Source organism: Paenibacillus hemerocallicola (assembly GCF_006265175.1).
GTDB classification, from domain to species: Bacteria; Bacillota; Bacilli; order Paenibacillales; family NBRC-103111; genus Paenibacillus_AB; species Paenibacillus_AB hemerocallicola.
On the sequence record NZ_VDCQ01000009.1, the window covers coordinates 1 to 19,053 of the forward strand.

Consider the following 19,053-nt stretch of genomic DNA (forward strand, 5'->3'; position numbering starts at 1 on the left):
TGGTTGCTGTGGGTCGAAATAATGAAGGCCAATGCAATGTAAGCGGCTGGCGCGGTATTGTGGCGATAGCGGCGGGTAGTTATCATACCATCGGTCTTAAATCGGACGGGACTGTGGCGGCTGTGGGTTTGAATGAGCATGGCCCATGCAATATAAGTGGCTGGCGCGATATGGTGGCGGTTGCGGCGGGATGCGCTCATACCGTCGGTCTTAAATCGGATGGCACGGTGGTTGCTGTGGGTCGAAATAATGAAGACCAATGCAATGTAAGCGGCTGGCGCGGCATCCAACTACCCGGCAATTTAGCGGCACCCAGTGTGTAGGGGGAGTTACGACCTCGGAAGGAACTACTTTAAGATTGCGGAGCCAATACTTCAACTGCTCTTCAGTAACCTGATGGGCATCGCACCACACCGACATTGTAAGCCCACTTGCTTTGTAGTCCGCGATACGGGCTGTCCGTTATGCTGCCCCTCGTTATCGTCCTACCGACATTGCTGCTTCTGTTCCTCCACAACTTCCCTTGCCAGCCGCCACATTAGGATTTCGCCCGCATCGTTTGATATGATGAAGCCGGAGGGCTGCCGCATGGAGTATAAGACGACAAACGAATGGGACGAGAAGCTTTGGCGGGAGGTCGAGTCCATCTATAACAAGGCGTTCGGGGAACAGGGCCGCAAAACGCCCGCGATCATCCGCCGAATGTTCGACAGGGGCATGTGCACGCTGCACACGGCTGCCGTTGACCGCCAAATGATCGCCATGGCTCTCACCGGAATAGACAAGCAGGAGGATGCGCTGCTGATCGATTATATCGCGGTCAAGGAAGAAGCTCGCGGCAAAGGCTACGGTCGAATATTTCTCGATCATATCCGCAATTGGGCGGAAACGGCGGCGCATTGCCGGGGAATCATCGTCGAAGTCGAGGCCGACCCGTCTCCGGCCAACAGCGGCCGGATCCGCTTCTGGGAGCGGTGCGGGTTCCGTCTGACCGATTACGTTCACCGATATATTTGGGTTCCGGAGCCTTATCGTGCCATGTATATGAACTTTAGTCCGGACAACCCTTTGCCCGTGGACGGAGAAGCTTTGTTTCGCAGCATTACCCGGTTTCACAGAAAAGCTTACCGAAAGCCGTGATGACGGCAATAAACGATGATGACCGTGTGGCAGCGACCAGAAACTGACTGCAATACGGTTTTTTTCGTTCCGTTTTTCCAAAAACAGAATATAAACGCACATTCAATTATAAAACTGAATATACTGAATTGACAAAACAGCAAATAACGGAATAAACTGGAGTCATTAACGAACAACGACACCCGGGGAGGAATAACCGATGTTTGCAGAAGAACGGCGCTCGTCGATGCTCGAGCTGCTCGCGCAAGACGGCCGGATCGAAGTCAAGGAAATGGCGCAGCGCTTCGGCGTATCGCTCGATTCGATACGGAGAGATTTGGCCGCATTGGAGGAACAAGGCTTGTTGATCAAAACCCACGGCGGCGCGGTCCCCAACCAGCAGGTCCGCCAAGGACCGCAACCGCCCGAACGGCGATACGGGCAGCCGCAAAGTCACGAGGACGCCATCGCAAAGCATGCCGCCGCCTTTGTCAAAGCGAACGATACAGTCTATATAGGCGGTGCCGGTATCCAGTATGGCGTACTCCAGCGCATACCCGAGAGCCTCCCCCTGACCGTCGTGACCAACTCGATCAAGATCGCGGAGACGGCCCAGCAGCGTAAAGAGTGCGATGTTATTCTGATCGGCGGCAAGGTAAGGGCATCCGGAACGATCGCGGACCCGATTTCCTCGGAATGGATCAAGCAGTTTACGATCGATATCGGTTTTTTCACCGGGGGAGGCATAACCGAACGGGGCATAAGCACCGGCACCTCCGAAACCGCTCTGTTCATCCGCTCCGCTTTCGAGGCGTGCCGTTCCAGAATCGTGCTCGCCCCGCACCAGAAAATCGGCCGCGACGCTTTTATGCTCGCCGTGCCTATCGAGCGCGCCCACCTACTGATCGCCGATTCGGGTGCGGATCCGGAAGCTCTGGATCTGATCAAAGCCCGCGGCGTGAAGATCGAAATCGCGGATCATCCAGACGGGATCGAACCGCCGGCGGGACTCGACGAAAGCCGTGGAAAGGAGCAGTAGAAACGTATGCCGCATCCGTTCGACTGCATCACCGAGTTCATTTTCGCCGAAACGCCTCTCGAGCCTGCCGATATCATCCTCGTTCCTGGCGGCAGCGTCCCCGAACTGATGGAGCAAGCCGCCGCTCTATATCACCGAGGGATGGCGCCGTACATTCTCCCTTCGGGCGGAGCCAATCCGAAGCTGCAAATGACCGAATGGGAATTCCTTCGCCGAATCGGCATAGAGCTGGGCGTTCCGGAGCGGGCGATTCTCCGGGAAGACCGGGCGAAGCATACGTTTCAGAACGCCGAATTTTCCTGGGAGACGCTTCGACAGCACGGACTTCGCCCGAACAAGGCGATTCTTTGCTGCAAAGCTTTCCATGCCCGCCGGGCTCTGCTGAGCTATCGGACGGTTTTTCCGGCCGATGTGACTTTTCTCGTCTTCCCCGTCATCGACAAGCGGAATATTTCCAGAGAAACCTGGTTCCGTGACGGCAAGGGCATCGAATTGGTCATGAGAGAGGTCGAGAAGATCGGCGCCTATTTCGGCCGGCACATACCGAATTGGGTGCGGTAAGCAGGAAGTATTTGAATATTTCGAATTCAGAGTTGATTTGATCGGCCGGATTTGATATGATTTCCCTCAATCGAATATCGGAAAAGTGAAGAAGAGAAAGAGTACCGAGGCTTCAGTCTTTTACAGAGAGCTCCGTTCGCTGAAAAGGAGCAAAGGCCGGTCTTGGGAACATGGTCTCCGAACTGCGCATCGAAGCCGCAACGGTTGTAGGCTGCGCCGGGAACCCGCACCCGTTACCGTGCTAGGGTATACTCGCGTTTACGCGCCGTACCCGAAGAGGTGAATGCCGCGAGGCATTGATGAAATCGGGTGGTACCACGCGAGCGCACAGCTCCCGTCCCTTTTGGGATGGGGGCTTTTTTTGTTTTGCGCAAAACAGGAGGAGGATGGTTATGGCAAACGTATTTATCGGAGGGGCATGGCCTTACGCCAATGGTTCCTTGCATTTGGGGCGGCTGGCCAGTCTGTTGCCCGGGGACGTGCTGGCACGTTATTACCGCGCAAAAGGCGACCGGGTGCTGTACGTATCGGGCAGCGATTGTCACGGTACGCCTGTCGCGGTTCAAGCTATGCAGGAAGGGGGAACCCCCGGCGATATCGCCGACCGGTACCATAGCGAGTTCGTCGACTGCTTTGAACGGATCGGATTTAGCTACGATTTGTATACCCGCACCGATCAGCCTTTCCATCATCGCGTCGTACGGGAGCTGTTTTTGCAGCTACTGGAGAACGGGCATTTGTACAAAAAGACGGTTCGGCAAACGTACTGCGAAACCGACGGCCAATATTTGCCCGACCGGTATGTGGAAGGCACCTGCCCCGTGTGCGGGAAACGCGCCCGCGGCGATCAATGCGATGCCTGCTCGACGCTTCTCGATCCGTCGGACTTGACCGACAAAGCGTGCAAAATTTGCGGCAATCCGCCTGTAGAGCGCCCTACCGAGCACTATTATCTCGCTCTGTCCCGATTCCAGGCGGAGCTGGCCGACTATGTTCGAGATGCGGAGGGCTGGCGGGAGAACGCCGTCCATCTGACCGAACGTTATTTGGCGGAAGGGCTGCAGGATCGCGCCGCGACAAGAGATTTGGCCTGGGGTGTGGACGTTCCGATCGCCGGGTTCGAGGGGAAGAAAATATATGTGTGGATCGAGGCGGTCAGCGGCTATTTATCCGCCAGCAAGCAGTGGGCGGCGGAAACCGGCGGGAGCTGGGAGCCATTCTGGGCAAAGGATCCCGACTCGTTAGAGAAAACGATCGCCTACTATGTGCACGGCAAGGACAACATCCCGTTTCATAGCTTGGTTTGGCCGGCCTTGCTGCTCGGATCGGGCAATCTCCGCCTGCCGGACCGGATCGTCTCCTGCGAATACATGACGCTGGAAGGCAAGAAATTTTCTACGAGCCGCAATTGGGCGATAGGAGTGCCGGATGTGCTGAGCCGGTATGATCCCGATTCGATTCGCTATTTCCTGATCGCCAACGGACCCGAGAAGCGGGACACGGACTTCTCCTGGAGAGAGTTTATCCACAGCCATAACGGCGAGCTGCTGGGCGCTTTCGGCAATTTCGTGAACCGGACGTTGGCCTTTATCGGCAAATCGTTCGACAGCCGGGTACCGGAGGGCAAATTCGATGAAGATTGGATGGTCGGGCTGACCGAGCTGTACGCACAGTCGGGCCGGCTGATCGAGGACGGAAGGCTGAAGGAGGCTTTGGAGCTGGTTTTCGCGCATATACGCCGCGCCAATAAATACTTCGATGAACGGAAACCGTGGGTTCAAGCCAAAGAGGACCGCGAGGCGTGCGGCCGAACGCTGCATACATGCGTACAAATCATCGCCAATCTGGCTCACCTGCTCGCGCCGTTCCTCCCTTTCTCCTGCGGGAAAATCCGCGGCTTCCTCGACCTCGGACAGCAGCCGGTATGGCAGCTTGTCGCCGTCCCGGCAAACCGGCACGTTCGCGATTTGCAGCTGCTGTTCGAGCGTATCGATCCGAGCCGGATCGAGGAGGAAACGCGGCGGCTTGCGAGCAGCACGTCCGGAGGAAAACACTAGCACAAGAGCAAGAACCGATGCGCTGGCCAGATGGTTTATGGAACGGCGAGCAAAAACTGTTCCAAAAGACCGATCGCCGTTTATCCCTGTATCGCTAAACGACTTACCTCCCGATAACGGAACCAGCTTCCGTTATTGCCGATATTTCCCGTCATTTCCCAAAAATAAAGGAACCGGATTCCGTTATATCGCCATCCGCCGGATGAACCGGAGCGTGTCAGCCATATAACGGAACGCAGTTCCTTTATTGCAACCGCCAACCTGTATTTTTCATAAATAACGTATTCCCGTTCCGTTATCACACGGTGGAGCGTGGAGCAGATAACGTATTCCCGTTCCGTTATCGCACGGTGGAGCGTGGAGCAGATGCTGCAATCGGCAGCGCCAGATGAATAGTGAAGGCGCGGAGGCGGCTAATGGATATCGGTTCTAGCTCCTGCGGAACTCGCTCGGAGACAGTCCGGTTTCTTTGGCAAACACCCGGGCAAAGTAGAACGAATCGGCGAACCCCGACTCGGCCGCGATGTCCGCTACCGGCAGTCGGGTCGTACGCAGCAGCCGCTTCGCCTCGTCCAAGCGGATTTTCGTCAAATATTGGGTCGGGCTGTAGCCCGTCAGCTTGCGGAACATCGTCGAGAAATAAGCCGGCGACAAGGACAAAAGTCCGGCCAGTCGTTCCCGACCGATCGGCTCCTTGAAATGCGCCTTCATATATTCGATGCTCTGTCCGACAATCCGGTCCCCGACTTCGTCGGACGTATTGTGCCGCAGCTCTCCGTCGGTCAGCCGTCTCAGCAGTTGGATCGTCTGGGCGAATACTTGCCATTCGTAGTCGGCGGTTTTGCCTCGCCATGACCTGTAGGCCGATTCGAACATGTCGCGGATCGGAGAGGCGACCGGATACGAGGAGACGACCGGAAGCGGAAGCGCATCCTCGCACGAGCGCGCGGACGCCGACTCTCCTTCCCATTCCAGCATGCAATAGCGGAATTGCACGGAGTAGAACAGGACCGGCTGCTCCGGCGTCGTCGTGATCGACATGGAGCAGCCCGGCCATACTTGAAACACGACTCCGGGAGCCAGTGCAGCCGTATTCCCATTCAGCTCGAATAAACCCGCCCCCTCGGTCACGAGCGCCAACGAGTGCAGCATCGTGCGCTCCCGGAGGAGCTTGTACCGATGCGTCTCCCAGAACGTTTCGTTCCGGTATACGACATCGATCAATCTCGGGTGAAACCGGGACCAGAACAAATAGCTCATGTCGATCGTCCCTTGCCGTAGTTTATTAAGTTTGCGCCAAAAATAAGGTTGGTTTCAGCACTATCTCCGCCGGTTTTCCGCTTCGGGCCCGAACTTAGCGCTCGTTCAATCTTATCGCTATCGCTTCCGCCTGCCGCCCCTCCATCAGTCCGTCCGTCATCCGAACAACAGACCATCTCTCCTGTGCCAAATGGAGGGAAGGCGGCGGCCTCTCGAGAAATCCGTCGCCAAGCCTTACCGCATCAGCAGGAAAAGATCGCCGCCGTTGAGCTCAACTGGGAACCCGCGCAGCTTGGCGTTGCCTCCGGCCAAATGCTGTCCGTCCCTCAAATCGAATTCCCAGCCGTGCCACGGACAACGGACGATTTCGTTGTGTTTGCCGTATTCGTACTCGTAGACGAGGGACGGCAGCCGCGTTCCGCATACCGGCCCCTCGCACACCGGAGCGGCCGCGTGCGGACAGACGTTCCGCCACGCATAGTACTGTCCGTCGACATAAAAGATGCCGACCTCCATCCCCTTCACGTCGGCGATGATCCGGCCTTTCGCCTGCACTTCTTCCGCCTTGGCGGCATAATAACGGTTCACTGTCCGCCGACCTCCGCTTCCGCAATCCCCTCGTCCGGGGATCCCGACGCCGACTCCTCGCCCATTGCCGGAGGCGCTTCGTACAGCCCATACAGCTCGATCGCGTTCTGGGCCATAATTTTTTGACGCATCGCTTTCGGCAGCACGTTCAGCACGACCTTCGGATTATCGAAATCCCAATGCGGATAATCGGTCGAGAACATGACGATGTCTTCCGCCCCGCACATTTCGAACATTTGCACGAGATGCTCCGGCTTCTCCGGCTCCTCGATCGGCTGCGTCGTCAGACGGATATGGCTCTTGATATATTCGGAGGGCAGCCGCTTCAGCCAAGGAACGCTGTCGCGCAGCGCCTTGTAGTTTTTGTCCATCCGCCACATCAGATGAGGCAGCCAGCATATGCCTCCCTCGATCGCTACGAAATATAGCTTCGGGAATTTCTCGAATACCCCTTCGCATACCAGGCTATTTACGTGCGTCATATAGTTGGTCGGCAATATGTTATGCCATTCCAAATAGCGGCTCGGATACCCCGAAGGAGTCGGCGCACCCGCGATGCCCCGTCCTTCCGTCCCGGGATGCACCGCGATCGGAAGTCCGTTCCGTTCGCACGCCTCGTAGATCGGATGGTAGAAGCGCTGGCCGTACGGCATGCGGGCTCCGCTGGCCATGATGACCTGGACCATATCCGGATGCCCGGCCATCCGGTCGATTTCCTTTGCCGCATAGGCCGGATCGGAGGCGTTGATCAGAATCGATCCCTTGAAGCGCGGACTGAACTTCAGCCAATGCTCGACGAGCCAGTCGTTATAGGCGGATATAACCGCGTTGGCGTAATCGGCATCGACATGCAGCGAAATGCCCAACACTCCCGATCCGGTCAATATCGCATAATCGATCCCGTATTTATCCAGATGGTGCTTAAGCAAATAGCCCGGGTCTCCTCCCGGCTGACCGCCCTGCGGCGGCTTTGCGTCTTTGCGCATAACCCCTACAGGGGAATAATACGGACTGGATACTCCGATACCTTGTCCGAGCCATTGGGCGTGCCATGCTTTCGGCAAATAGGCCAGCAAATCCTTCGGGTTATTGATAGCGTTATGGACATCCGTGTCGATCCATTTCGGCGCGCGACTCATACCGTTCTCTCCTTTATTCATCCCATTTGTCCAATTGTTCGGTTACAAATTCATTATAAGAAAAGCTTCCGATCGGAGCATTTCGATGAAGTGCATCCGTGTTTTAGTGGTAGCTTATTCTTGGTAAAGAATGCCCGCACTTCGCTTTCACCCTATAGCGAAGTTAGTCATGCTTTAATGATAAATTGAGACAGATCAAGATTGAATGGAGGTTTGTTACGGTAAATCTGGATAATTGTTCGATTCCGTCTCCGGCCTATTCGCGCCACTCGATGCCGGACTTCGCGCCCGCCCGCTTCAACGATTCGAACGAATCGGCCGGGTAAGCCGGCTCCCCCCGTTCCATCGCCGCCGCGTATCGAGAATATGATCGTCCTCTACCCATCGTTCCAGCACGCTTCGGCACCATGCCGTCAGCAAATCGATTCGCAAAGCGGAAGTTTCGCCCCTCTCGCCCATACGCTCCCCCTTTTCCCTTGTATATTGAAACGAGTTATTGAAACTATAACGCACAAACCATACGCGATCCATCGAAATTTTCAAAAAGGATGGACTCTAAGCCCGGCAAGGCCGTACCATGATTCGCACCTTTACAAAATGTTAATGTGTAATATTGTAGACAATGTAACAATACCTATTATACTAAGCTTATGAACGAAAACATAACCATTACTGACTGGAGGAACTACGTATGTCTGGCAAAATGAAGCTGCTCGGCGTAATCCTGATGACGGCCATGACCGTCGCTTGCAGCGGCAAAGGCGCTGCGGGCGGAGGGGAAACCAAGGCCGGGGAGGGACAATCGAAAATACCGGAAGCGACGAAAGAGCCTGTGGAGCTGACTTTTTATTACATGTATGCGGATTCCAACTACGAAGCGTTCATGCAAGAACACGGTAACCTGATCCAGAAAAAATACCCGAACTTTAAATTCAAATTTATCCAGAACACGAAAGGAACGACGCCCGAAGACATTATCGCGACCAAAACGGATGTCGACGTCTTCATCGCGATCAATCCGAGCATGATGACGATCAAAGATTTGAAGCTGGACGGCAACATTTCGGATCTGGTAACGAAATACAAGTACGATTTGAACCGGATCGATCCGGCCGCCCTGAACGTGATGCGAGGAATCGGCGAAGGCAAGCTGCCCGGGCTGCCGTTCAAAATCAATACGCTAGGCTTGTTCTACAACAAGGATTTGTTCGACAAGTTCGGCGTCCCTTATCCGAAGGACGGCTGGACTTGGGAGGACGTGCTCGATACGTCCAGAAAGCTGACCCGCACCGACGGGGGCGTACAGTACCGGGGCTTCGGCATCCGCGCGCTCGGCCAAACGATGCAGCTGAACCAGCTGTCGCACAGCATGATTACGAAAGATTACAAAGCTACGGTCGACAACGACCAATGGAAGGCTTATTTCAATAAGCTTATGCCGTTGTTCCAGGTTCCGGGCTACGAGCCGACGGCCGCCGTGCTGGCCGACGCCAAGCAAAGCGATATGTTCTCCAAAGAGAAAACGATGGCCATGCTCGTACAAATGAACTCCGACTTCCCGAAAGCTTATCAGGAGCTGAACCTCAACTGGGACGTCGCCACCTTTCCTGCCTTCAAGGAAAAGCCGGGCGTAGGCCCGCAGCCGGACATCGTCTACTATGCCCTCTCGGCGACGAGCAAGCACAGGGACGAGGCGTTCCTGGCCATGACCGAGATTTTGACGGACGAAGTGCAGATGGCGCGAAGCAAGCTCGGCAATCCGACCGTGTTGAAAAGCCAAGCGGTCCGCGACGTCTTCGGCGCGGAAAACCCGGATCTTCAGGGCAAAAACGTGAAGGCGCTCGTACCGCAGCAATATGCGGAGCCTGCGGTCTACAACAAATACAACAGCAAAGTGGTCGGACAGCTGGCCGGCTCGATCCGCGAAGTTATACTGGGCACCAAAGACTTGAATACATCGCTTAGAGAGCGCGAAGAAAAAGCGAATAAGGACATCGAGACGGCGATCGGCTCCGCCAAGTAACGATGCGGCCGGACAGCAACCGTTTATAAGAGTTGATACGTTCGTAGGGGCCGATGCATTCATGCATTCGGCCCGATTCCAATATACGGAGGGCGGCATTCCATGGCTGACATTCAAATTTATGCCGATCGCGAAATCGGGGCGATCAAGCCTTTGCACGGAGTCAACAACGGCCCCGTCTGCTACGGCTCCTTGCTCGACGTGTCCCACTACTACAAAAGGGCGGGCATCCCGCTCGTCAGGCTGCACGACACGAACTGGCCGAATGCGCGCGAGGTGGACATTTACACCATTTTTCCCGACTTCGGCAAAGATCCTTCCGATCCGTCGAGCTACGACTTCGCAACCACGGACGAATATATCCGGACGGTAGTCGAGACCGGCGCGAGGATCGTTTATCGGCTCGGTGTAAGCATCGAGCATACGAAAGAAAAATATTACGTCGGTCCGCCCGAAGATTTCGCCAAATGGGCGCAAATTTGCGTCGGCATTATCCGCCATTATAACCAGGGATGGGCAAACGGCTTCCACTACAATATCGAGTATTGGGAAATATGGAACGAGCCCGACAAGCCGGTCGGCAAAACGAACCTGATGTGGGGCGGCACGTGGGAGCAGTTTTACGAGCTGTACGGCGTCGCCGCCAAGGCGATCAAGCAGTTCGATCCGAGCCTGAAGGTCGGCGGTTACGGAGCCACGTCGGTCAAGGTCAAGAAATTCATGGATGAATTTTTGGCGTACTGCCGCGATCACGAAGTGCCGTTGGACTTTTTCTCCTGGCACATCTACGGAGCCGATTTGCAGCGGTTCGCGAACGAATCGCGCTATGCTCGGCAGGAGCTGGACCGGTACGGCTTCCCGCAGGCGGAAAGCCATCTGAACGAGTGGAATTACTTTGACGGGGACTTCAAGACGATTTGGCTGCCCGGAAACGAATTCGTCCGCCGCGGCGTGTTCGAGCGGCAGAAGAGCAACGTCGGCGCTTCGTTCGCCGCGGCCGTGCTGACGCTGCTGCAGGATCTCCCGGTCGACGCGGCCAACTATTACGACGGCCAGCCTACGGCTTTATTTTGCGGATTGTTCGATTACTACGGCGTTCCGCAGAAAACGTATTATGCATTCGACGCATTCCGGCAGCTGTGCGAGCATCGGATACGGGTAGAGGCGAATCCGGACCCGTCCGTTACCGGCGTATACAGCCTGGCGGGAACGAACGGGCTCGGCGAGACCGCCGCCATGATCAGCAACGCGGACGGCCCCTCCCGGCATTATACGATCGGACTTAGCGGGCTGGACGATCGGCGGGACCTGCTCTGCGAGCAGTACAGGCTGGACGACCAGCATGCGCTGCAGTTGGTCGACAGCAGCCGAATCCGCGCCGGAGAGCATGAATTCCGGATATTTCTGCCCCGTCACTCGATTCTGTTCCTGAAGCTGACGCGAGCTTCATGAGGCCATTTCTCGGGGGCAAACCGATCCGTATTGCCGGCATGGCTCCGTCGGGAGCCGTCACTCGACGGCTCTCTTCGCCGTTTCAAGGTCTGCCGCCCTCCTCCTTCGCATATCGTATTACGAGGCCATTTTCGGCAATTGCAGCAGTTTAGCGTAAGGAGCGTGCACCATGATTATTATACGGGACGGGTATAACCCGATTAATCCGGCCAGCTTGTCCGGGACCGAAAAGGAAGTGTACGACCAGAAGATGGCGAGCCCCACGCCATACCATTACGATTCGGCCGAAGAGCTGCTGTTCGAGCTGCGTCTGCGGGCGGCCATTGTCGAGTCGGCCAGAGCGCTGGAGCGCAGCAATGTCTCCTTCGCGTCATTCAGCAAGTCGCGGAGCAATGCGGCCTATTGGACAACTACGTCCAACGGAGGCTTCCGGCTGAAGCAAAATGTCCGCCCTTCCGCCGCGATCCGGGACATTTACGCCAACGGCAGAGCGTACGCGTTCGAATGTGCCATGGCTATTGTCATCGTGCTGTACAAGGCCGTGCTGGATACGATCGGCGCGGAAGCGTTCGACCGTTTGTTTGCCGACATGTACCTGTATTCGTGGGAGCATGATTCCGACTTGCCGCTCATTACGGTCAAAGGCAAGCGGCAAACTTACGCCGGAGATGTCATCTACTACAGCAATCCGGATTACGATCCGAAAACGCCGCAGTGGCAAGGGGAAAATGTGGTCAAGATGCCGGGAAACATGCTGTACGGCCACGGCATCGGCATCACAAACGAAGCTGGAATCATAAGGGAGCTGAACGAGCATCGGAAGCGCGGCAGCAAAGTATCGGCGTATTTGCTCGATCAGGTAACTTACCCGAATTTCTCGGAGATCATGAGCGAGATGCGCACGGACAGTCGGGGGCTACCCGCAGACCGGCATTGGCCGGCCGACTGGATCGGCGGTCGCATCGGATCGCGCATCCAGTTCTATGCGTGAAAGCGGATCTGCCTGAAGGCAAAAAGGCCGATACGGGAACGAAACGACGCGGCAAGCCTCCAAAACCGCCGACACAGCGGGCTTGAAGGCTTGTTTTCGTTCTACTTGGCGTGCTCCTGTCCCTTCGCCGCATTGCGAAACCGGATGATCGAGAAATCCATCGTAGAGGCGATGACGCTGTCGCGGACCGGATGCAGCGACGGCGTGAACCGGAGCTCCGCGTTTGCCTCCAGCAGCTTCCGGATCAAATCCCCGACCGGCTCCACCCGAACGGGCGCAACCGTTTCCCTGGAAATATAATACCCGGCGGTGCTGTCCATCTGCTCGAACGACTCGCCCGAGAATGTGTAGACATACAGCTTCGCATTCCGGATACGGTCGAGCCAGCCGCTCTCCACGACGACGATTTTCCCGACCGACGTATGGGCCAGAAACGTTCGCGCGTCCTCCTCCGTCGTCCGTTCGGCTTTCCAGTAGATGACCCTTGGACAGTCCCGAGGAAAAAAGTAATGCGGGCTGCGCTCGCGGTCGATCGCGAACACGACGGGCGGCAGCTCCGGGAAGGCGTTAGCCGGCCTCGGCTCGAATATGCGGATATCCGATTCCTCGCTGAAATGATACAGCTCCACTCTTTCACACCCCCAGCCTGCGATTGTAGGTTAACAGTAACGCGGATGACGGGAAAGGACAATTGAAAAAACAAATGTAATCAAGCTGGCGGCCTCACCGTTATGCCGCACGTCGCCGCCGCTCGCCGATATATGGCCGACAGCTCCTCCGGTTCGACCAGATCGGGATTGTGCTCGAAGGTAAGATGGAACGACGAATTGCGTTCGGCCAAATATACGAGGTATCGAAAAGCGTCTCCGTAACTGTCGTCCCCGTCATGCGCCTCCCGTACCGGCAGGTGATGCGTGAAGCTATGTTCGTCGTAACGCACATTGCTATAATGGACCAAATGGACGCAACCGGCCAACCGATCGATCCACCTGTACGGATCGAAGCCGTGGAAAGCTCTCTTCGCAATGTCCAGTCTTGCCGTATCGGCTACAAGCCGGATCTCCGGATGCTTCAGGAACATTTCGATAAAAATATCCTCGTAATCGCCGAAAAAGTCGTGCTCGAGCAAAATACGCTGCCCGTGCCGGTGCTGCAGCTCGCCAAGCTCGTGAAACAGCCGCTCGGATACGTCGCGGAACTCGGCGCGAGGCATGCGATCATATTCGTATCGTTCGGATAGAGTCGGCAATTTCGAATACGGCTTCCGGATCGGCGGCTGAAATACCGGGTAGTACGGGTAATGGAACAAAATATAGTCGGCGCCGTATCGGGAGGCCAGTACCGTTTCCTCCTCGATCCGCTTCATCGCTTCCCGCCGTTCGGACGCCTCCGGCGAATTCAGCAGCGGCAGCTTATAGCCGCGGTTGGACATAATCGGGCCGTGCACTCCGAACCCTCCGCCGCTCCGAACGCAAAACGAACGTACCGCCTCCAGCCCCGCCGTGTCGGGATATTGGCTAATTTCCATGCCGTTTAACGCATTCAGACTATACCGATCCCATCTGTCCGGATCGAACTCGTGCCACATGCCCAGCTGCAATCGTCTCATGTCGCTGCCCCCAATGTTTGGTAACGGGATCGATTTCCTCTAATACGACGTTGCTGCATGACCGATGGTTGCGATTCTTTTCCGGATTTGTTATGATTGCTCTTGCCTAATTATCGTTAGTTAGGGTGAGAGGGTGACGATATTGACCGCAAAAGCGATCAAGTCCGCCGCTCTACGCCTCTTCGCCGCACACGGGTACGAAGGAACGCCGCTATCCGCCATCGCCAAGGAGGTCGGAATTAAGACGCCTTCGCTGTATGCGCATTTCGAGAGCAAGGAGCGGCTGTTTTTTGCCGTGTACGAGGACGTGCAGGACGAGCATGTGCGACGGCTGGAGGAGCTGATCGAGTCCGTCCGGTCGGAGCCTCTGGAGACGAAGCTGTACCGGATTTTATCGGAAACGTGCCGGAATTATTTGCTCGACGAGGAGAAGGCCGCCTTTATTAAACGGTCCATGCTGTTTCCTCCCGCCCGGCTCGAGGAAGAGCTGCAGCAGCGGTTTTTGCAGGCGGAAAGCAAACAGTCCGCGTTTTTGCGCGACATTTTCAAGGCCGGCGTTCGCGACGGCACGATCAAAGACCGCGAGGCGGAAGATTTGCTCGCCGCCTACTACTGCCTGCTGGACGGATCGTTCGTGCAAATGTTTTACTACGGGCCGCAGCGGTTCCATGAACGACTGCAGTCGGTATGGACGATATTTTGGGAAGGGATTACCCGCTGAATACGGACGGCACTTTTACATCATGAGAAAAGGGGGATGGAGCATGCCTTGGGTTTATTTGGTCGTTGCAGGATTGTTCGAAATGGTATGGGCGCTGGGGCTGAAATATTCGCACGGATTTACGCGACTCGTGCCGAGCCTCGTTACGATCGGGGGAATGATCGTCAGCTTCTTCCTGCTGTCGATGTCGCTAAAAACTCTGCCCATCGGGACCGCTTATGCGATCTGGACCGGCATCGGGGCGCTCGGTACGGTCATCGTCGGGATGTTTTTTTTCGGGGAGCCGCGGGATTGGACGCGTATGCTGTTCCTGCTGCTCATCTTGTCCGGCATCGTGGGGCTGAAGGTTACATCCAGCCAGTAAGGAGGGGAGCCATTTCATTACGGGGCATGGTCATTAACTGGAAAACATGCAGCTAAATCCAGTTCAAAAGCGAAATGCTGCATAATAAATGGAAATCATGCAGTTAAATCGCCGCCAACCCGCTTCACTGGAGAAATGTGTGAAAATAACTGTAGGTTATCCATCTAACTGCGGACTAAAGCGGCTCTCCCCCCAATTAGCTGCATGTTTTACAGCTATTCTACTTACGTTACTTATGCATCGGCTTTACTAAAAGGTGTGGCTGCGTATTTAACTTCCCAACATTCGGAAAACTACCGGAAGCCACTTCTCAATTCGGCATAAACATTTGCTCTGAACGGGAGGAATCGGATTGGACCGAAGCTCTACGCAAGTCCCTTACGGCTATGAGCCGCAGGAGGAAACCTCCAAAGGCACGCTATTCGTATACGACAGCTTCGACATCGATATGGATGAGCCCGATGCGGCTCCCGACGGCAGCCTGGGCATCGGCGGCATACGCCTGCTCTCCGAGTGGGCGGAACGGAGATTTTTCTCCCGCATCGTCCTGTACGTCCCTCATGAAGAAACGTTGAAGCGAATGGGCGTCAGGTTTCCCGCCCCGCTGTATAAGCGGGAAGACGCGCTGCGCGACGCCGTCGACAGTCTGAACGCGTCCGTGCGTCTCGATATCGACGTCTGGGAGCGCAAGCGCAAAAAGTATACGCCGATGGATACGGCGCTGCGGTATATGGGCGAGCATTACAGAGCCCCGTACTTCCTCGGCCTGTCCGGGACTTATGCGAACCTCTTTGCCTCCTACCACGGGTTCGAGGAATGGATCCGCAAAATCCGGCTCGTCATCGCCGAGCCCGGGCCGTTCCACCCTCACCCTCTGCTGCTCAAGCACGAGAACCGATGGAACCGGCTCGGCGAGCCGTGAGACATTAGATAGACAGGTGACAAGAGGCGCCCCCTTGGACAGGGAAGCGCCTCTTGTTATTACAATGCAGGCAAGAACGAGGTTGACGAACACGAGCGGGATACGAATGCTCAACATGTTCGCGTATGCCGGGCTATCCCGGCCCGGGTCCCACACCTGAACTATATCCTGCCGAAAGAACGGCTTGCGAGCAAGTTATGCCGCTGCTGCCCCTACGCTTTCCGCATCGCCGCGCTTTCCTCTTCGTTAGGTCCGTATACGCCCGGAGGCACAAGACCCGCCTGACGCATCAAAATCGTCATTTGCCCGCGATGGTGAATTTGATGGCGCACGATCGTGTTCAGCGCGCCGCCATAAGTCGTCTCCATAAAGCCGAACAACAGGAGCCCTTCGGACAGCTTCCCGTCGGTCCACTGCCGCTCGATTCCCGCCGCTAAGGCATCGCTCATCCGCCGATACCCTTCAACGATTTCGGCCGCGTTGGCTGGCGTCGGTCCCGCGCCGTGCGAACCGTCCAGCTGCAGGCCGGCGGCTCCCGCAATCCCGGGGGTCCCGTTGGTCAAATGCCAACCCAGGTCTCCAAGCGTTCTCGCTTGGGCATGTGATACCGCTTGCTTTAAGGAAGCGTCGGTCAATCTCTCCAATACCGCCAGAGTGAGCGCGCTTTCCACGGCCCAGTCCTTTAAAAATGATGCAATCGACGTGTACATCGCAAGATCCCTCCATGGATTAGAATCATCACCAGTATCCCAAACTCGCGGGATTAACACAAGTTTTTACAGCGAGCCGCGTTCATACAATGATGGCGCAAAATGCGCCGGCTCGCGGTACGTTCAGCCTTCTCCCCGTTCCGCCTTGCCCAACTCGTCCTTCAGCAGTTCCTTGAATACCGGCGTAAGCGTGTCGGCCATCCGCAGGAAGCCGAGGTCGGTCGGATGCGCCCCGTCTACCGTGCTTTCATTGTAGGCATCCGTACCGAGAGAAGCCTCTCCATCGAAAAAATGGAGGTTGCCGTCCCCCCGCCGGCGGAACAAGTCCACCGTCTCCATCTCGATCCTCTTCATATGAAGCCGCTTTTGCAGCAAAGCCGGCATAAATCGCTCGCGGGCGTATTTAAATCTCGAAATGACCAAGATCGGCGCAACGGGGTGCGCTTCCCGATAAATCCGGATAAATTCCGGCAGCGTCTGCTCCATCCGCTCGACGGTCCCCACATTCCCTTCATATTCGAGTACGAGCAGCGCGGGATCGGCGATTTCGCTTATTGCGCGGGCCACTTCCGGTTCGCCTCTGCCATTGCCGGAGAAGCCCAGATTAATAAATTCCAACGGAATACGGCGGCTCAAAATGTTCGAGCAAGCCATGCCGGGCCGGGTCGCGCACCCTCCTTGGGTAACCGACGTGCCGTACACGATCACCTTCCTGCCGCTGCGGTACGCCGGCGGGGCCACAATCGAGCTGCCCGGCTCGATCCCGACCGATATTTCGTTTACCCCTTGGTATAAAGGAAAGTTCAGCGTCACGTGGCGCAGCCGTTTTTCCGGAAAGCCGTACAACTCGACTTCATAGGACGACTTGGCATGGTTGAAGCGAGTCGTGCCATAGTATTGCTGATCTCCCGGCTCGCCCAAATAAACGTCGAATCCGCATTGCCCCGTCGCGGGCATATGGTACATCCCGGCCGGTCCGGCCAACTCCACGCGGAGCGCGAGACGGGGCGAATCGGTCCGGAAGGCGATCTGACCGCCGGCCGTCGAATTGGCCAGCCGGTCGACCGCCGGCGGAAGCTCGTGCATCGGGCTTACCGGCAGCCTCCGGTATATGCCGTCCCGATGAAACCACGGAAATCCGGATAAGCGGAAAGGCTGCTCCTTCGGGGACAGCCAGTTCAATCCCGACTGTTCGTTTCGTTCCGGAACCATGCTCGCATCCAGCTTCAACGCGTCTGCCCGGTTGTTGGACGGAGACGGCGCCGACTGCTCTGCCATTGTTGCTCGGCCTCCTTCTATTCGGTTACTCATCGGGAAAGCCGCCAGGCGAAGATCGGCAAATCCCGACGAACAAGCACCTTACGCCGACTCCAGCTCGCCCTTCAGCAGCTCCTTGAACATCGGCGTAAGCGTATCGGCCATCCGCAGGAAGCCGAGATCGGTCGGATGAACTCCATCCACCGTACATTCGTTGTAGCTGTCCGTGCCGAGAAGCGCCGTGCCGTCGAAGAAATGGATGTTCGCATCGCCCTGCCGGCGGTACATGTCCACCGTTTCCATCTCCATCCGCTTCATGTCGAGCCGTTTTTTCAGCAGGACGGGATCGAATCGCTCCTTGGCGTACTGGATTTTGGACACGACCAAAATCGGCACGTTCGGATGCGCCTCCCGGTATATCCGGATAAATTCGGGCAGCGTCCGCCTCATCAGCTCCAGATCGACCGCATTCGCCTCATAGTCGAGTACGAGCATGGCGGGATTGGCGATTTCGGTCAGGACGCGGGCGACCTCGGGCTCGCCGCGGCCGTTGCCGGAAAAGCCGAGGTTGACGAACTCGAGCGGGATGCGTCGGCTCAAAATGTTCGTATACGCCATGCCCGGCCGGGTCGCGCATCCTCCTTGGGTAATCGACGTTCCGTACACGATTACTTTCTTGTTGCTGCGGTACGGCAGCGGCGCTTCGAGCCGGGAACCCGGCTCAATCCCGATAATAACTTCCTTCACCCCTTGGTACAAAGGGAAATTGAGCGTAACGTGACGCTCCTCCGCATGCGGAAATTCATACAAAACGACTTCATAGGACAGCTGCGTATGGTCGTAACGCGTCGTGCCGAAATATTGCTGGTCCCCAGGCTCGCCCAAATAAATGTCGAAGCCGCATTGTCCGGTCGCGGGCATATGATACATTCCCGCCTTGCCGGCCAGCTCCACGCGGATCGCGAGCCGCGGCGAATTAGTGCGGAATCCGATCTGTCCGCCCGCCGTCGAATTGGCCAGCTGGTTCACTGCCGGCGGGATCTCATGCCCGGGACTCAACGGCAGCCTCCGATATACTCCGTCTTGATGAAACCACGGAAATCCGGACAAGCGGAAAGGCTGCTCCTTCGGGGACAGCCATGTCAATCCCAGTTCCCCCGTCTGCTCCAGCTTCATGTTCGGGTCCAGCTTCTGCGCGTCCACCCGGTTCGATTGAGTCGTTTGCTCCGCCATCGTTCACG

Annotated in this window: 19 protein-coding genes, 2 pseudogenes and 1 other annotated feature; of the genes and pseudogenes, 11 read left to right on the forward strand and 10 right to left on the reverse strand. The window is 56.5% G+C overall.

From position 1 onward, the window contains the following. Positions 1-323, forward strand: a pseudogene (locus tag FE784_RS08470) (chromosome condensation regulator); the annotation flags it as partial. Positions 324-357: 34 nt separating this feature from the next. Here the strand turns inward: FE784_RS08470 and FE784_RS42795 are convergent. After that, positions 358-420 (reverse strand): annotated as a pseudogene (locus tag FE784_RS42795) (IS66 family insertion sequence element accessory protein TnpA); the annotation flags it as partial. 168 nt (positions 421-588) lie between these two features. On the opposite strand from FE784_RS42795, the gene FE784_RS08480 reads away from it, so the two are divergent. The 4 genes from FE784_RS08480 (at position 589) to metG (ending at position 4,776) form a co-directional block, all read left to right on the forward strand. Then, positions 589-1,140, forward strand: coding sequence for a GNAT family N-acetyltransferase (locus FE784_RS08480; protein WP_139601715.1), 552 nt, complete (start codon positions 589-591; stop codon positions 1,138-1,140). A gap of 199 nt (positions 1,141-1,339) precedes the next feature. Continuing rightward, the gene (locus tag FE784_RS08485; protein ID WP_139601716.1) at positions 1,340-2,158 is read left to right on the forward strand and encodes a DeoR/GlpR family DNA-binding transcription regulator; all 819 of its coding nucleotides are present in this window, start codon (positions 1,340-1,342) and stop codon (positions 2,156-2,158) included. Positions 2,159-2,164: 6 nt separating this feature from the next. Then, complete coding sequence (locus FE784_RS08490) at positions 2,165-2,719, forward strand: YdcF family protein (protein WP_139601717.1); 555 nt, start codon at positions 2,165-2,167, stop codon at positions 2,717-2,719. Between the two features lie 79 nt (positions 2,720-2,798). Beyond that, positions 2,799-3,064 (forward strand) — a binding site (T-box leader). Between the two features lie 47 nt (positions 3,065-3,111). Beyond that, entirely contained in the window at positions 3,112-4,776 is a 1,665-nt protein-coding gene (metG, locus tag FE784_RS08495; RefSeq protein WP_139601718.1) for a methionine--tRNA ligase, read from the forward strand. 429 nt (positions 4,777-5,205) lie between these two features. Here metG and FE784_RS08500 read toward each other — a convergent pair whose 3' ends face one another. The 4 genes from FE784_RS08500 to FE784_RS40725 form a co-directional block, all read right to left on the reverse strand. Further along, positions 5,206-6,036, reverse strand: a complete 831-nt coding sequence (locus tag FE784_RS08500; protein ID WP_139601719.1) for a helix-turn-helix domain-containing protein — start codon at positions 6,034-6,036, stop codon at positions 5,206-5,208. A gap of 234 nt (positions 6,037-6,270) precedes the next feature. Beyond that, positions 6,271-6,624, reverse strand: coding sequence for a Rieske (2Fe-2S) protein (locus FE784_RS08505; protein WP_246131958.1), 354 nt, complete (start codon positions 6,622-6,624; stop codon positions 6,271-6,273). Then, positions 6,621-7,763 (reverse strand): amidohydrolase family protein, encoded by a 1,143-nt coding sequence (locus FE784_RS08510; protein WP_139601721.1) that lies wholly within the window; start codon positions 7,761-7,763, stop codon positions 6,621-6,623. The genes FE784_RS08505 and FE784_RS08510 overlap by 4 nt, the downstream gene beginning before the upstream one ends. A 297-nt stretch (positions 7,764-8,060) precedes the next feature. Continuing rightward, the gene (locus tag FE784_RS40725) at positions 8,061-8,222 is read right to left on the reverse strand and encodes a hypothetical protein (protein WP_176706054.1); all 162 of its coding nucleotides are present in this window, start codon (positions 8,220-8,222) and stop codon (positions 8,061-8,063) included. A gap of 232 nt (positions 8,223-8,454) precedes the next feature. On the opposite strand from FE784_RS40725, the gene FE784_RS08515 reads away from it, so the two are divergent. The 3 genes from FE784_RS08515 to FE784_RS08525 all read left to right on the forward strand — a co-directional run bounded on the left by FE784_RS08515 (position 8,455) and on the right by FE784_RS08525 (position 12,229). After that, on the forward strand, positions 8,455-9,786 hold the full coding sequence (locus FE784_RS08515) for an ABC transporter substrate-binding protein (protein ID WP_139601722.1): 1,332 nt from the start codon (positions 8,455-8,457) through the stop codon (positions 9,784-9,786). A 102-nt stretch (positions 9,787-9,888) separates the two neighbouring features. After that, complete coding sequence (locus FE784_RS08520) at positions 9,889-11,238, forward strand: GH39 family glycosyl hydrolase (RefSeq protein WP_139601723.1); 1,350 nt, start codon at positions 9,889-9,891, stop codon at positions 11,236-11,238. Between the two features lie 169 nt (positions 11,239-11,407). Further along, positions 11,408-12,229: a protein-glutamine gamma-glutamyltransferase gene (locus tag FE784_RS08525; protein ID WP_139601724.1), complete on the forward strand. Its 822-nt coding sequence runs from the start codon at positions 11,408-11,410 to the stop codon at positions 12,227-12,229. Positions 12,230-12,330: 101 nt separating this feature from the next. Here FE784_RS08525 and FE784_RS08530 read toward each other — a convergent pair whose 3' ends face one another. After that, complete coding sequence (locus tag FE784_RS08530; RefSeq protein ID WP_246131959.1) at positions 12,331-12,858, reverse strand: DUF6886 family protein; 528 nt, start codon at positions 12,856-12,858, stop codon at positions 12,331-12,333. Between the two features lie 80 nt (positions 12,859-12,938). Beyond that, positions 12,939-13,838, reverse strand: coding sequence for a sugar phosphate isomerase/epimerase family protein (locus FE784_RS08535; protein ID WP_139601725.1), 900 nt, complete (start codon positions 13,836-13,838; stop codon positions 12,939-12,941). Positions 13,839-13,971: 133 nt separating this feature from the next. Between FE784_RS08535 and FE784_RS08540 the strand changes: the two genes are divergently transcribed. The 3 genes from FE784_RS08540 to FE784_RS08550 all read left to right on the forward strand — a co-directional run bounded on the left by FE784_RS08540 (position 13,972) and on the right by FE784_RS08550 (position 15,845). Further along, a complete protein-coding gene (locus tag FE784_RS08540) occupies positions 13,972-14,559 on the forward strand; it encodes a TetR/AcrR family transcriptional regulator (protein ID WP_246131960.1) in 588 nt (195 codons plus the stop codon). A gap of 43 nt (positions 14,560-14,602) precedes the next feature. Beyond that, on the forward strand, positions 14,603-14,923 hold the full coding sequence (sugE, locus tag FE784_RS08545; protein ID WP_139601726.1) for a quaternary ammonium compound efflux SMR transporter SugE: 321 nt from the start codon (positions 14,603-14,605) through the stop codon (positions 14,921-14,923). 352 nt (positions 14,924-15,275) lie between these two features. Further along, the gene (locus FE784_RS08550) at positions 15,276-15,845 is read left to right on the forward strand and encodes a hypothetical protein (RefSeq protein WP_139601727.1); all 570 of its coding nucleotides are present in this window, start codon (positions 15,276-15,278) and stop codon (positions 15,843-15,845) included. A gap of 212 nt (positions 15,846-16,057) precedes the next feature. Here the strand turns inward: FE784_RS08550 and FE784_RS08555 are convergent, their stop codons facing one another. The 3 genes from FE784_RS08555 to FE784_RS08565 form a co-directional block, all read right to left on the reverse strand. After that, complete coding sequence (locus FE784_RS08555) at positions 16,058-16,555, reverse strand: DinB family protein (protein WP_139601728.1); 498 nt, start codon at positions 16,553-16,555, stop codon at positions 16,058-16,060. A 123-nt stretch (positions 16,556-16,678) separates the two neighbouring features. After that, the gene (locus tag FE784_RS08560; protein WP_139601729.1) at positions 16,679-17,833 is read right to left on the reverse strand and encodes an SGNH/GDSL hydrolase family protein; all 1,155 of its coding nucleotides are present in this window, start codon (positions 17,831-17,833) and stop codon (positions 16,679-16,681) included. A gap of 81 nt (positions 17,834-17,914) precedes the next feature. Beyond that, complete coding sequence (locus FE784_RS08565; protein ID WP_139601730.1) at positions 17,915-19,045, reverse strand: SGNH/GDSL hydrolase family protein; 1,131 nt, start codon at positions 19,043-19,045, stop codon at positions 17,915-17,917. Positions 19,046-19,053 lie beyond the last annotated feature (8 nt).

Excerpts from the sequence above, each read along its gene's own strand:
- FE784_RS08480 (WP_139601715.1), top strand. The coding sequence starts at position 589 with ATGGAGTATAAGACGACAAACGAATGGGACGAGAAGCTTTGGCGGGAG.
- FE784_RS08485 (WP_139601716.1), top strand. The coding sequence starts at position 1,340 with ATGTTTGCAGAAGAACGGCGCTCGTCGATGCTCGAGCTGCTCGCGCAA.
- FE784_RS08490 (WP_139601717.1), top strand. The coding sequence starts at position 2,165 with ATGCCGCATCCGTTCGACTGCATCACCGAGTTCATTTTCGCCGAAACG.
- metG (WP_139601718.1), top strand. The coding sequence starts at position 3,112 with ATGGCAAACGTATTTATCGGAGGGGCATGGCCTTACGCCAATGGTTCC.
- FE784_RS08500 (WP_139601719.1), bottom strand. The coding sequence starts at position 6,036 with ATGAGCTATTTGTTCTGGTCCCGGTTTCACCCGAGATTGATCGATGTC.
- FE784_RS08510 (WP_139601721.1), bottom strand. The coding sequence starts at position 7,763 with ATGAGTCGCGCGCCGAAATGGATCGACACGGATGTCCATAACGCTATC.
- FE784_RS40725 (WP_176706054.1), bottom strand. The coding sequence starts at position 8,222 with ATGGGCGAGAGGGGCGAAACTTCCGCTTTGCGAATCGATTTGCTGACG.
- FE784_RS08515 (WP_139601722.1), top strand. The coding sequence starts at position 8,455 with ATGTCTGGCAAAATGAAGCTGCTCGGCGTAATCCTGATGACGGCCATG.
- FE784_RS08520 (WP_139601723.1), top strand. The coding sequence starts at position 9,889 with ATGGCTGACATTCAAATTTATGCCGATCGCGAAATCGGGGCGATCAAG.
- FE784_RS08525 (WP_139601724.1), top strand. The coding sequence starts at position 11,408 with ATGATTATTATACGGGACGGGTATAACCCGATTAATCCGGCCAGCTTG.
- FE784_RS08535 (WP_139601725.1), bottom strand. The coding sequence starts at position 13,838 with ATGAGACGATTGCAGCTGGGCATGTGGCACGAGTTCGATCCGGACAGA.
- sugE (WP_139601726.1), top strand. The coding sequence starts at position 14,603 with ATGCCTTGGGTTTATTTGGTCGTTGCAGGATTGTTCGAAATGGTATGG.
- FE784_RS08555 (WP_139601728.1), bottom strand. The coding sequence starts at position 16,555 with ATGTACACGTCGATTGCATCATTTTTAAAGGACTGGGCCGTGGAAAGC.
- FE784_RS08560 (WP_139601729.1), bottom strand. The coding sequence starts at position 17,833 with ATGGCAGAGCAGTCGGCGCCGTCTCCGTCCAACAACCGGGCAGACGCG.
- FE784_RS08565 (WP_139601730.1), bottom strand. The coding sequence starts at position 19,045 with ATGGCGGAGCAAACGACTCAATCGAACCGGGTGGACGCGCAGAAGCTG.